The sequence below is a fragment of the Pseudomonas sp. NPDC089401 genome, from assembly GCF_044749485.1.
GTDB lineage: Bacteria > Pseudomonadota > Gammaproteobacteria > Pseudomonadales > Pseudomonadaceae > Aquipseudomonas.
In genome coordinates, this window is the sequence record NZ_JBIVIA010000003.1 from 359,753 (window position 1) to 371,248 (window position 11,496).

General features: G+C 67.4%; 13 protein-coding genes. 8 read left to right on the forward strand and 5 right to left on the reverse strand.

Annotation, left to right across the window (positions count from 1 at the left end; translation table 11 throughout):
- Positions 1-16 precede the first annotated feature (16 nt).
- Positions 17-667: a response regulator transcription factor gene (locus ACIP21_RS09035; protein WP_400686557.1), complete on the forward strand. Its 651-nt coding sequence runs from the start codon at positions 17-19 to the stop codon at positions 665-667.
- A gap of 82 nt (positions 668-749) precedes the next feature.
- Here the strand turns inward: ACIP21_RS09035 and ACIP21_RS09040 are convergent, their stop codons facing one another.
- The 3 genes from ACIP21_RS09040 to ACIP21_RS09050 all read right to left on the reverse strand — a co-directional run bounded on the left by ACIP21_RS09040 (position 750) and on the right by ACIP21_RS09050 (position 3,608).
- Complete coding sequence (locus tag ACIP21_RS09040; protein ID WP_400686559.1) at positions 750-1,013, reverse strand: DUF2790 domain-containing protein; 264 nt, start codon at positions 1,011-1,013, stop codon at positions 750-752.
- Between the two features lie 277 nt (positions 1,014-1,290).
- A complete protein-coding gene (locus ACIP21_RS09045; protein WP_400686561.1) occupies positions 1,291-2,781 on the reverse strand; it encodes an aldehyde dehydrogenase in 1,491 nt (496 codons plus the stop codon).
- Positions 2,782-2,885: 104 nt separating this feature from the next.
- Positions 2,886-3,608 carry an SDR family oxidoreductase gene (locus ACIP21_RS09050; protein WP_400687108.1) on the reverse strand — a complete coding sequence of 241 codons (723 nt, stop codon included), beginning with the start codon at positions 3,606-3,608 and terminating at the stop codon, positions 2,886-2,888.
- A gap of 131 nt (positions 3,609-3,739) precedes the next feature.
- Here ACIP21_RS09050 and ACIP21_RS09055 point away from each other — a divergent pair, with 131 nt between their 5' ends.
- The 7 genes from ACIP21_RS09055 to ACIP21_RS09085 all read left to right on the forward strand — a co-directional run bounded on the left by ACIP21_RS09055 (position 3,740) and on the right by ACIP21_RS09085 (position 9,558).
- Positions 3,740-4,543, forward strand: coding sequence for a LysR family transcriptional regulator (locus ACIP21_RS09055; protein WP_400686563.1), 804 nt, complete (start codon positions 3,740-3,742; stop codon positions 4,541-4,543).
- 61 nt (positions 4,544-4,604) lie between these two features.
- On the forward strand, positions 4,605-5,027 hold the full coding sequence (locus tag ACIP21_RS09060) for a nuclear transport factor 2 family protein (RefSeq protein WP_400686565.1): 423 nt from the start codon (positions 4,605-4,607) through the stop codon (positions 5,025-5,027).
- Positions 5,024-5,776: an SDR family NAD(P)-dependent oxidoreductase gene (locus ACIP21_RS09065; RefSeq protein ID WP_400686566.1), complete on the forward strand. Its 753-nt coding sequence runs from the start codon at positions 5,024-5,026 to the stop codon at positions 5,774-5,776. The genes ACIP21_RS09060 and ACIP21_RS09065 overlap by 4 nt, the downstream gene beginning before the upstream one ends.
- Positions 5,777-5,779: 3 nt before the next feature.
- The gene (locus ACIP21_RS09070; RefSeq protein ID WP_400686568.1) at positions 5,780-7,027 is read left to right on the forward strand and encodes an NAD(P)/FAD-dependent oxidoreductase; all 1,248 of its coding nucleotides are present in this window, start codon (positions 5,780-5,782) and stop codon (positions 7,025-7,027) included.
- Entirely contained in the window at positions 7,024-7,836 is an 813-nt protein-coding gene (locus ACIP21_RS09075; protein WP_400686570.1) for a DUF1365 domain-containing protein, read from the forward strand. Before ACIP21_RS09070 ends, ACIP21_RS09075 begins: the two co-directional genes overlap by 4 nt.
- The gene (locus tag ACIP21_RS09080; RefSeq protein WP_400686571.1) at positions 7,811-9,070 is read left to right on the forward strand and encodes a class I SAM-dependent methyltransferase; all 1,260 of its coding nucleotides are present in this window, start codon (positions 7,811-7,813) and stop codon (positions 9,068-9,070) included. The genes ACIP21_RS09075 and ACIP21_RS09080 overlap by 26 nt, the downstream gene beginning before the upstream one ends.
- Before the next feature lie 2 nt (positions 9,071-9,072).
- Positions 9,073-9,558: a DUF2878 domain-containing protein gene (locus ACIP21_RS09085; protein ID WP_400686573.1), complete on the forward strand. Its 486-nt coding sequence runs from the start codon at positions 9,073-9,075 to the stop codon at positions 9,556-9,558.
- 4 nt (positions 9,559-9,562) lie between these two features.
- On the opposite strand, the gene ACIP21_RS09090 is transcribed toward ACIP21_RS09085, so the two are convergent.
- Together ACIP21_RS09090 and aroQ are read right to left on the reverse strand one after the other, a co-directional pair.
- Positions 9,563-10,975, reverse strand: coding sequence for an MFS transporter (locus tag ACIP21_RS09090; RefSeq protein ID WP_400686575.1), 1,413 nt, complete (start codon positions 10,973-10,975; stop codon positions 9,563-9,565).
- 82 nt (positions 10,976-11,057) lie between these two features.
- A complete protein-coding gene (gene aroQ / locus ACIP21_RS09095) occupies positions 11,058-11,495 on the reverse strand; it encodes a type II 3-dehydroquinate dehydratase (protein WP_400686576.1) in 438 nt (145 codons plus the stop codon).
- Position 11,496: the final 1 nt, after the last annotated feature.

Consider the following 11,496-nt stretch of genomic DNA (forward strand, 5'->3'; position numbering starts at 1 on the left):
CAAGGAGCCGAAACCCATGATCGCCCGCACCCTCCAACCCAACCCGGCGACGCCCGTGGTGCACGTGGTGGATGACGACATTTCCGTGCGCGAGTCGCTCGAGCTGCTGATCCGCTTCGCCAACTGGCAACCGCGGCTGTTCGACTCCGCCCAGGCCTTTCTCGCCCAGCCCCGAGAAGCGGTGCCCAGCTGCCTGGTGCTGGACATCAACCTGCCCGACCTCAACGGCCTCGACCTGCAAGCCGCCCTGGCCGGCAGCCGCCCGGACATGCCGATCATCGTCATCACCGGCTACGGCGACATTCCCGGCACGGTGCGGGCGATGAAGGCCGGGGCGCTGGAGTTCCTGACCAAGCCGTTCGACGATGGCGTGCTGCTCGATGCCATCGGCGCCGCGCTGGAGAAGAGCCGCAGCGCCCTGGCGCGCGAAGACCAGCTGCACGACCTGCGCACCCGCTACGCCTCGCTGACCCCGCGCGAGCGGGAAATCATGCAGCGCGTGGTCGACGGCTGCATGAACAAGGTCATCGCCCTGGACCTGGACATCAGCGAGATCACCGTCAAGGCCCACCGCGGCAAGGTGACCCGCAAGATGAAGGCGCGTTCGCTGGCGGAGCTGGTGCGCATGGCAACGCAACTGGCGCAGGCCCCCACGGTCGAACCGTGAGCCCTGCGCCTGGGGTGATGCGAATGTGGATTACCAGTTCATGGCCATGCTCCTGTGTCGGTGAATGCCGAGGGGGTGGGTATCAGTTCTCGCCGAGGCAGTTGCTGGCGTTGGTGCGGTAGTTCAGCACCTGGGTCTGGTCGTGGGAGTCGAGGTAGGTGATGCGGGCATTGACCACCCCGCAGCTCGGCGCCGCGTCCTGGCTGGTCGCCAGCACTTTCTTGATGTCCAGCTGGGTGCCATAGGTGTAGTTGCGTACGTTGTCGGCGGCTTCGGCGCGGGCAGCGAAGGTGCAGACGTTGAGGGCGGCGAACAGGCAGGCGGCGATGGTGGCTTTGCGGTTCATGGTGATCTCTCCGGGCTTCGATGGGTTCGGGTTTCAATCGTTCCGAGGCGCTGTGCCTCGATGGAGCCCATTTAAAGCCCGGAAAGTACCTGGCCTGTGTCAGCAGACCCGGCGGCTTGAACCGTTACGTATCAGCGCCGCCCGCTGATACACACCGATACAAACCGCCTGGCCTTTTCGCGGGCAGTCCAGGTACTGCACACACTTGAGATCTGTGGCAATCCTGTGGGAGCGGGCTTGCCCGCGAAGAGGTCGGCACTGGTTTACCCAGTTTCCATCAACGCAACTGAATCCAGGTGGTCTTCAGTTGGGTGTACTTGTCGAACGAATGCAACGACAGGTCACGCCCGAAGCCCGATTGCCTGCCCCCGCCAAACGGCACCGTCACATCCAGCGCATCCACGGTATTGACCGACACCGTCCCCGCCTTCAACCGCTTGGCCACCCGGTGCGCCCGGTTGAGGTCATCGCTCCACACCGAGGCCGCCAGCCCATACACACTGTCGTTGGCCAGCGCGATGGCCTGTTCCTCGCTGTCGAACGCACTCACCGCCAGCACCGGCCCGAACACCTCCTCCCGCGCCAGGCGCATGTGCGGCTCGACGCCGGTGAAAATCGTCGGTTCGATGAAGTTGTCCGACCCGCCCAGGGTCAAGCGCTGCCCGCCACACACCAGCCGCGCGCCCTCCTCCCGCGCCTGCCCGATGGCCCGCGCAATGCGCCCGGCCTGCTCGCCATCGACGATGGCGCCGGCGCGGCTGGCCGGGTCCAGCGGGTTGCCTGGCTGCCACTGGCGGGCCTCGGCCTGCAGCCGTTCGACGAATTCATCATGGATCGAACGCTGCACGTACAGCCGCGAATTGGCCGAGCACACCTCGCCCTGGTTGAAGAAGATGCCGAATGCCGCTTTCTTGGCCGCCAGGTCCAGGTCCTGGCAGTCGGCGAACACCAGGTTCGGGCTCTTGCCGCCGCATTCCAGCCACACCTGCTTGAGGTTGGACTGCGCCGAATACTGCATGAAGTACTTGCCGACCTGGGTGGAACCGGTGAACACCAGGCAATCCACGTCCATGTGCAGGCCCAACGCACGGCCCGCCTGTTCGCCCAGGCCCGGCACCACGTTGAGCACGCCCTCCGGCAGGCCCGCCTGCAGGGCCAGCTCGGCCAGGCGCAGGGCCGACAACGGCGACTGCTCGGCAGGCTTGAGCACCACGCTGTTGCCAGCCGCCAGCGCCGGGGCGAGCTTCCACGCCGCCATGTCCAGCGGGAAGTTCCACGGTACCACCGCCGCCACCACGCCCAAGGCTTCGCGGGTGATGGTGGCCACCGCGTTGGCTGCCGTCGGTGCCACTTGGTCGTACAGCTTGTCGAGCGCCTCGCCGTACCAGGCGAACACCTGGGCGGAGCCGGGCACGTCGATGTTGTAGGCATCCATGACCGGCTTGCCCATGTTCAGCGAATCGAGCAGCGCCAGTTCCTCACGGTGGGCCATGATCAGCTCGGCCAGGCGCAGCAGCACGCGCTTGCGCTCCCCCGGCGCCATGCGTGCCCAGGGGCCATGCTCGAAGGCCTGGCGGGCGCTGTGCACCGCGCGGTCGACGTCCTCGTCGGCGCAGGCGGCCACCTGGGCCAGCAACTGCCGGGTGGCCGGGTTGGTCGAATCGAAGGTGGCGCCGCTGGCGGCGGCGACAAAGCGCCCGCCGATCAGTGCGCGGTTCAGGAAGGTCTGCTTGGCGGCCTTTTGCTGCCAGAAAGCGAGGTCGTACACGTCGTGCTCCAGGCGACCGCCAGGGCGGTCGTTCGTGGGTGGATGCCTGGGCCGAGTATCGGCGCTGACAGCCTCCCACGAGAATCACCCTTCGGGGTGAGCCTTCACGGCTGCTGGCGCGTGGCGCAGACGACGATTTCACGCACGCACACCGATTGCGGCTGGCCATAGGCAAAGTCGATGACTTCGGCAATGTGATCGGCACTGAGCACCCCGCCCATCTCTTGCTTCCAGGCGTCGTAACCGGCCTTGATGCCGTCATCGGTGGTATGGCTGAGCAGCTCGGTGTCCACCGCGCCCGGCTCGATGGTGATCACCCGCACATTGCTCGGCGCGAGTTCCTCGCGCAGGTTTTCCGACAAGCCGGTGACCGCGAACTTGGTGCCGACATAGGCCACGTGGTTGGGGAACGCCTTGCGCCCGGCCACGGAGCTGACGTTGATGATGGTGCCGTGCTTGCGCGCGACCATGCCGCCGGCCACGGCATGGATGCCGTTGAGCAGCCCGCGCACGTTGACGTCGAGCATGCGGTCCCATTCGTCCGGGTCCTGGCTGGCGATGCTGCCCAGCAGCATCACCCCGGCGTTGTTGATGATCGCGTCGACCGGGCCGAAGCGCGCCTCGGCCTCGGCGACGGCGGCCAGCACGGCGGCGCGGTCGGTGATGTCGACGGCCAGCGCCAGGGCGTTCGGCAGTTGCAGCTGCTCCATCGGCGCCAGGCGGCGAGACAGCAGCAACAGTGCATGCCCGCGCGCGGACAGCCGTTTGGCGGTGGCCAGGCCGATGCCGGAGCTGGCGCCAGTGATCACGACCAGGGGTTTGTGCAGAGTGCTCATCGTTGAAGTCCTGTTATCCAGAATGCCTATGGGTAAAATGCGCAGCAAGTTTAAAAGCCGGCGTAGCGCCTGAAAAATGGGATATTCTTCTGGCAGCCATCGGCAACACTTATGGGTAACCCATGGATTATCGTCAGCTGCGCGCCTTCATCGCCGTGTTCGAAGCGCGCAACATCACCACCGCCGCGCGTTCGATACACCTTAGCCAACCGGCGTTGTCCGGCAGTATCAAGGCGCTGGAAGAAGCGCTGGGCACCACGCTGTTCGTGCGTCAGGCCCGGGGCGTCGAAGTGACCGAGGATGCCCGGGCGCTGTATCCCGAAGCGCAGCGGATGGTCGCCGACGCGGGTCGGCTGCTCGCCCGCTTCAAGCAGGACCGAGAGCGACAGCCGCTACAGATCGGCGTCGAGCAGGATGTGGGCGCAGCCGTGGTGAGGCAGGTGGTGCTGGCGGCAGCGGGCATCGCCCCGGCGGTGCGCCTGCAGCTTGTGACTGGCTGCATGGGCGCGGCGCGGCTGGCCAGTGAAGAGCTGCGCTGTGAGGATGAACTGTTCCTGCCGCTGCTCAGCGAGACGTTCGTGTTGGCGCTGCCCTTGCTTGGCGATCAGCGCGGCTGGATCACCTGCCCTGCGCAACCCAGCCACCAGCGTTTGCAGACGTGTTACGACGCGGCACCGGTGGCGGAGGCAGAGACCTTTGCGCTGGCCCTGGAAATGGTTGCTGCCGGCCTGGGTGTGGCGATCGTGCCGCAGTCACTGGCTGCCGGGCATCCGGGGGTGCGCAGCGAGCCTTTGTTGCAGCTGGACCTGCGGCGACGCATCGGCTTGTGCTATTGCGCCCAGGCGCTGGCTCTCGAAGGCGTGATCCAGTTACGCGATGCGCTGCAGCGCCAGGCAAAAATTGTACAAAAAAATTCTGCTGTATAGATTTATCCAGATAGCTGCACTATACCTTGTACATTGAATGAATTTTGTACAGGTATTGTGCATGTCCGCTTACCTGCAACATTTCACCGAACGCTTTGCCACGCTGGATTCAAGCAAGCTCGAGCTGCTGGGCGACTTGTACAGCGAGGACGTCATCTTCCGCGACCCACTGCATCAGATCAGTGGGCTGCCGGCCCTGCGTGCCTATTTCGCCCAGCTGTACGCCAACGTTGCCGAAGTCCGCTACAGCTTCGACGGCCACGACGAATGCCAACCGGGCCAAGGCTACATCCGCTGGACCCTGCACTACCGCCACCCACGCCTGGCCGGCGGCAAGCCGATCAGCCTGCAAGGTTGCAGCCATTTGCGCTGGCGCAACCGGGTGCATTTCCACCAGGACTACTTCGACGCCGGCGCCTTGCTCTACGAGCATATACCGGTCATGGGCGGGGCCATTCGCTGGCTCAAGGGCCGGCTGGCATGAGCCGCTGCTGGCTGAGCGGTGCCAGCAGCGGCATCGGCGCGGAGCTGGCGCAGCGCCTGCTCGAACAAGGCCACCAGGTGGCACTCGGCGCGCGCCGGGCCGAGCGCCTGGCGACGCTGGCCGCACGCTACCCAGGCCAGGTGCTGCTGGCGACGGGCGATGTCGACCAGCCTGAACAAGTGGCACGCATCGCCGAGCAGATCGAACAGGCCTGGGGCGGGCTGGACCTGGTGATCCTCAACGCCGGCACCTGCGAGTACCTGGAGCCAGGGCAGTTCGACCCGGCACTGGTCGAGCGGGTGATCCGCACCAATGTGCTCGGCACCAGCCAGTGCCTGGCTGCCGCCCTGCCCTTGCTGCGCCGCAGCCAGCAGCCACACCTGGTGGTCATGGGCAGCTCGGTCGGCTGGCTGGCGCTGCCCCGTGCCGGGGCCTACGGCGCCTCGAAAGCCGCGCTGCGCTACCTGGTCGAATCCCTGCGCATCGACCTGGTCCGCGAGGGCATCGACGTCACCTTGGTCAGCCCCGGCTTCGTCGACACTCCGCTGACCCGGCGCAACGACTTCCCCATGCCGCAACTGTGGAGCGCCGAGCGCGCGGCCAATCACATCATCGCGCGGCTGCCACGTCGCCCGCTGGAGATCACCTTCCCCGCCACCTTCACCCTGGTGCTGCGCCTGCTCGGCGCGCTGCCGGCACGCTGGCGCCTCAAGCTGGGCCAGCGCCTGGCGCGGCCACCACAGGACTAGCCCATGCGTATCGCCATCCTCGGCACCGGCATCGCCGGCCTCACCTGTGCCCACCTGCTGTCCCGCCGGCACCCGGTGACCGTGTTCGAGGCGGCGGACCGGGTCGGCGGCCACACCCATACCGTGGACGTGCAATGGCGTGGCCAGCAGTATGCGGTGGACACCGGTTTCATCGTCTTCAACGACTGGACCTACCCCCATTTCATCCGCCTGCTCGAACACCTGCGGGTGCCTTCGCGGCCGACCGAGATGAGCTTTTCCGTGCATGAGCCGCGCAGCGGTTTCGAGTACAACGGCCACGACCTCAACAGCCTGTTCGCCCAGCGCCGCAACCTGCTGTCTCGCGGTTTCTGGGGCATGCTGCGCGATGTGCTGCGCTTCAACCGCCAGGTGCAGGCCGACCTCGACAGCCAGCGCATCGGCAGCGACACCACCCTGGGCCAGTACCTGCGCAGCCAGGGCTACGGGCAGCGTTTCATCGACCATTACATCGTGCCGATGGGTTCGGCGATCTGGTCGATGTCGCTGGCCGACATGCTCGATTTCCCGTTGCAGTTCTTCGTCCGCTTCTGCCGCAACCACGGCCTGCTGTCGGTCAACCATCGCCCGCAATGGCGGGTAATCGAGGGCGGCTCGCGCAGTTACCTGGCGCCACTGTGCCGGCCCTTTGCCGAGCACATCCGCCTGAACTGCCCGGTGCAACGGGTGAGCCGCGACGATCAAGGCGTGGAGATTGCCTGGGCCGGCGGCAGCGAACGCTTCGACAAGGTGGTGTTCGCCTGCCACAGCGACCAGGCCCTGGCGCTGCTGGCGGTGCCCAGCGAGCAGGAGCGCGCGATCCTCGGCGCCATTCGCTACGCCAGCAACGACGTGGTGCTGCACACCGATACCCGTCTGCTGCCGCGCCGGCGCCGGGCCTGGGCCAGCTGGAACTACCGCCTGGGTGGCAGCGCCCAGGCCCCTGCGGCACTGACCTACGACATGAACATCCTCCAGGGCATCGACGCGCCGGTCACCTTCTGCGTCAGCCTCAACCAGACCGCCCTGGTGGACCCGGCGCAGATCCTCGCCCGCTTCGAGTACGCGCATCCGCAGTACAGCCTGGCGGCCCTGGCGGCCCAGGCGCGCCAGGGCGAGCTGCAAGGCCCCCGACACAGCTACTACTGCGGCGCGTACTGGGCCAACGGCTTTCACGAAGACGGCGTGCTCAGCGCCCTGCGCGTCGCCGAGCACTTCGGAGAAACCCTGTGAACAGCAGCCTGTGCCAAGGCTGGGTCGGCCATCGGCGGCTGACCCCGCGACCCCATGCGTTTCGCTACCGCATCGGCATGTTCTACTTTGACTTGGAGGAACAAACCGGGCTGCTTGGCCTGTCGCGCTGGCTCGGTCGCTCGCGCCTGGCGCCGCTGTGCTGGCGCGAGACCGACTACCTGCCGGCGCTGACCCGCCAGGGCATGCCATTGATCGACGCCGCGCGACTGCTGGTCGGCCAGGCAACCGGGCAGGTACCCGAAGGCGCCGTGCACCTGCTGACCCAGCCACGCTGCTGGGGGCTGTCGTTCAACCCGGTGAGCGTCTACTTCTGCCATGACCGCCAGGGCCAGGTCAGCGCCGTGCTGCTGGAGGTGCGCAACACCCCGTGGCGCGAACGCTTTCACTACGTGCTGCCGGTGCAAGGCGACCTGGCCCGGCCCTTCGCCGTGGCCAAGGCCTTCCACGTCTCACCGTTCATGCCGCTGGACATGGACTACCGGCTGCGCTTTGCCGTGGATGCCCAGCGCGTGCACGTGCACATGGAGAACTGGCGTGGCGGTGCCAGGGTGTTCGAGGCCGACCTCGCCCTGCAACGCCGGCCGCTGGACCGCGCCGGCGTGCAGCGCCACATCCTGGCCTTCCCCTGGATGAGCCTGCGCACCGTCACCGGCATCTACTGGCAAGCCCTGCGCCTGCTGCTCAAGCGCACCCCCGTCCACGACCACGTCGCCAGCCAACACGACCTGGCGCTCGGCCAACCCGCCCGCGAGGAACCCGACCATGTCCGAACCGACCTTGAGCGTTAGCAAATCGGCCGGCATTGCCCCGCTGCTTGGCAGCCTGGCCCGGCGTGCGGTGCTGGCGCAATTGCGCCACCTCAAGCACGGCCACCTGCGGTTGATCCGCGAGGGCCAGCAGTGGACCTTCGGCGACGTCGCCAGCCCGCTGTACGCCGAGGTGGAAATCCTCGACGACGCGGCCTGGGGGCTGGTCGCCGGCAATGGCTCGATCGGCGCCGGCGAAGGCTACATCCATGGCTACTGGCGCAGCCCGGACCTGGCTGCGGTGACCCGGCTGTTCGTCGCCAACCTCGAGGTGCTCGACGCCATGGAGGGCGGCCTCGCGCGCCTGGCGCGCCCGGCCCTGCAACTGCTGCACCGTTTGAACCGCAACAACCGACGCGGTGCCCGGCGCAACATCCTGGCCCACTACGACCTGGGCAATGCCCTGTTCGAACGGCTGCTCGACCCGACCATGATGTACTCCGCCGCCCAGTTCGACAGCGCCGAGCAGCCCCTGGAACAGGCCCAGGCGAACAAGCTGCAGCGCATCTGCCACAAGCTCGAACTCAAGCCCCACGAGCACCTGCTGGAGATCGGCAGCGGCTGGGGCAGCCTGGCCATCCATGCCGCCGTCGAGTTCGGCTGCCGGGTCACCACCACCACCCTGTCCGCCGCGCAGTACGCCCACACCCTGCAACGGGTCAAGGCGCTGGGCCTGGAGCAGCGCGTGACCGTGCTGCACGAGGACTACCGCGACTTGCGTGGCCGCTTCGACAAGCTGGTGTCGATCGAGATGATCGAGGCCGTCGGCCACCGCTACCTGCCCACCTACTTCCGCCAGTGCGCCGCGCTGCTCAAGGACGACGGCCTGATGCTGCTGCAGGCCATCACCATCCGCGACCAGCGCTATGCCCAGGCCCGGCGCTCGGTGGACTTCATCCAGCGCTATATCTTCCCCGGCGGCGCCCTGCCCTCGCTGAGCGTGCTGCTCGACACCGCCAGCCGCCAGACCGCGCTGAACCTGGTGCACCTGGAGGACTTCGGCCAGGACTACGCCCGCACCCTGCGGCACTGGCGCGACAACCTGCGCCACGCGCGCGGCGAACTGACCACGCTGGGCTACGACGACACCTTCCAGCGCCTGTGGGAGTTCTACCTGTGTTACTGCCAGGGCGGTTTCGAGGAGCGCACCATCGGCGTGGCGCAACTGCTCTGGGCCGGGCCCCAGGCACGCCGGGCAGCGCTGCCGGGCGCCTGAGCATGAGCCGCCGTGGCTGGCTGCTGGGCAATGCGCTGTGGCTGCAGGCCGGCTGGTGGCTGTGCGTGCTGGGCGCGCAGCGGCCGTGGCTGCTGCCGGTGGTGATGGTCGGGCTGCTGCTGCACGTGCGCCTGGCCCCCCGTGGTGAGCTGCGCGTGCTGCTGTGGGTGGCGCTTGCCGGCTGCCTGCTGGACAGCGCCCTCGGCCTGCTTGGGGTGTTTGACTTTGCGCAATGGCCGTTGCCGCTCTGGCTGGCGCTGCTGTGGCTGGTCCTGGCCAGCGGCATGCGCCACTGCCTGGCCTGGCTCGGGCAACCGCTGTGGCGCGCCGCACTGGCGGGCCTGCTCGGCGGCCCGCCGGCTTACCTGGCGGGCGCGAGGCTGGCCGGCGTAGCGCTGCCTCTGGGAGGCCTGGACACCGCACTGGTGCTGGCGCCGATCTGGGCACTGGCGCTGCCGCTGGCCCTGCGCTTCGCGGCCAAGGCGTAAAGCATCAGGTACGCAGCACCTGCTCGCCGGCATCGCGTGGCAGGCGTACCGCATCGAGCAGCGCGGCGCAGGCGATCAACGCCACCCCGAGCAGGGCCCAATGGAAGTCGCTGACCGACAACCCGCCCGCGTCCCCCTGCAAGGCCATCGACACCCTGAGCAACAACGCCGCCACCGCCACGCCGAGCGCCATCGCCAGCTGGAAGAACATGCTGAACAGCGTCGACGCCTCGCCCATCTGTGGCTTGGGCACTTCGGCAAAGCCGACAGCGTTGTAGGTGGTGAACTGCATCGAGCGCGACAACCCGCCGACGAACAGCACCAGCGCCATCCAGTACCAGGGCATGTCCGCCTGCAGGCCCAGGCAGGCGAGGATGCAGCCGACGCCGATCAGGCCGTTGACCAGCAGCACCCGACGGAAACCATGGCGGCGCAACAGGCCGGTGGTGAACGGTTTCATCGCCAGGTTGCCGGCGAAGATCGCCAGCACCAGCAGCCCGGCATCCACCGGCGAATAACCGAAACCGACCTGCAGCAACAACGGGACCAGGAACGGCAAGGCGCTGATCGACAGGCGAAACAACGTGCCGCCGACGATGCTGGCCCGGAAGGTGGCGATGCCCAAGGTCGCCAAAGGCAGCAGCGGTGCCGGATGGCGCTGGCAATGGCGGATCGACAGCCAGGTCAGCAGCGCCCCCACGGCGACCAGTGCAGCGCCTGCGCCGAGGCTGCCGCCCGCCAGCGCGCCGAGCATTTCCAGGCCCAGCAGCCAGGCGGCGCAGGCCGACGCGAGGAAGACGAAGCCAAGCAGGTCGAAGCGCCGCGCCTCGCTGGCGCGGGTGTTGGGGATCAGCCACCAGGCCGCGGCGATGGCCAGCACGCCGAGCGGGATGTTCAGGTAGAAGATCCACGGCCAGGACAGTTGGGTGACGATCAGCCCGCCGATCGGTGGGCCAAGCACCGGCGCCACCAGCCCGGGCCAGGTGATCACCGCGAGCATCTTCACCAGGTCCTGCTTCTCGGTGGTGCGCAGTACCACAAGCCGCCCGACCGGCACCATCAAGGCGCCGCCGATGCCTTGCAGCACCCGCGCGGCGACGAAGGTCTCCAGGGTCGGTGCCAGCCCGCACAGCCACGAGGCCAGGGTGAACAGGCCGATGGCCCCGGCGAACACCTGGCGGGCGCCGAAGCGGTCGGCGACCCAGCCGCTGAGCGGGATGAACACCGCCACCGCCAGCAGGTAGGCGCTGATGCCGATGTTCAGGCTGACCGGGTTTTCGGCGAAGTCACGGGCCATCTGTGGCAACGCCGTGGCGATGACGGTGGCGTCGAGGTTTTCCATGAAGAACGTGACGGCGACCAGCAAGGCGATGCCGGTGGCTTGGCGGGCGGTGTTGGGGACGGCGGGGGTGGCCAAGGGTACGAGTCCTTCTGAAATTGGGACGTCTGCATGTGGGAGCGGGCTTGCCCCGCTGCCACAGAGTGATGCGTTACACAGCTCAGATCATCTTCATGGCCGCGCGCAGCGCCAGCAGGTAGGTCTCGACGCCAAACCCGCAGATCTGCCCGCGCACCACTTCGGCAAACACCGAGTGATGGCGGAACGGCTCCCTAGCATGGATGTTCGACATGTGCACTTCAACCACCGGCACCTCGACAATGGCCAGTGCGTCACGAATGCCGTAGCTGTAATGGGTCCAGGCCCCGGCATTGATCAGCACGGCATCCACCCGGTCTTCGAAGGCCTGGTGAATGCGTTCGCACATCGCCCCCTCGAAATTGCTCTGGAAGCTCTCGACCTGCGCGCCCAGCTCCTCGCCCAGCGCCTGCAACGCCCGGTCGATGTCGGCCAGGGTCGCAGTACCGTACTGGCGCGGGTCGCGCTTGCCGAACATGTTGTGGTTGATGCCATGCAGCATCAGCACCTTGGCGACCATG

What these genes read in the sequence shown, in the direction of transcription:
- ACIP21_RS09035 (WP_400686557.1), top strand. Translation starts at nt 17, where the DNA reads ATGATCGCCCGCACCCTCCAACCCAACCCGGCGACGCCCGTGGTGCAC.
- ACIP21_RS09040 (WP_400686559.1), bottom strand. Translation starts at nt 1,013, where the DNA reads ATGAACCGCAAAGCCACCATCGCCGCCTGCCTGTTCGCCGCCCTCAAC.
- ACIP21_RS09055 (WP_400686563.1), top strand. Translation starts at nt 3,740, where the DNA reads ATGGATTATCGTCAGCTGCGCGCCTTCATCGCCGTGTTCGAAGCGCGC.
- ACIP21_RS09060 (WP_400686565.1), top strand. Translation starts at nt 4,605, where the DNA reads ATGTCCGCTTACCTGCAACATTTCACCGAACGCTTTGCCACGCTGGAT.
- ACIP21_RS09065 (WP_400686566.1), top strand. Translation starts at nt 5,024, where the DNA reads ATGAGCCGCTGCTGGCTGAGCGGTGCCAGCAGCGGCATCGGCGCGGAG.
- ACIP21_RS09070 (WP_400686568.1), top strand. Translation starts at nt 5,780, where the DNA reads ATGCGTATCGCCATCCTCGGCACCGGCATCGCCGGCCTCACCTGTGCC.
- ACIP21_RS09080 (WP_400686571.1), top strand. Translation starts at nt 7,811, where the DNA reads ATGTCCGAACCGACCTTGAGCGTTAGCAAATCGGCCGGCATTGCCCCG.
- ACIP21_RS09085 (WP_400686573.1), top strand. Translation starts at nt 9,073, where the DNA reads ATGAGCCGCCGTGGCTGGCTGCTGGGCAATGCGCTGTGGCTGCAGGCC.
- aroQ (WP_400686576.1), bottom strand. Translation starts at nt 11,495, where the DNA reads ATGGTCGCCAAGGTGCTGATGCTGCATGGCATCAACCACAACATGTTC.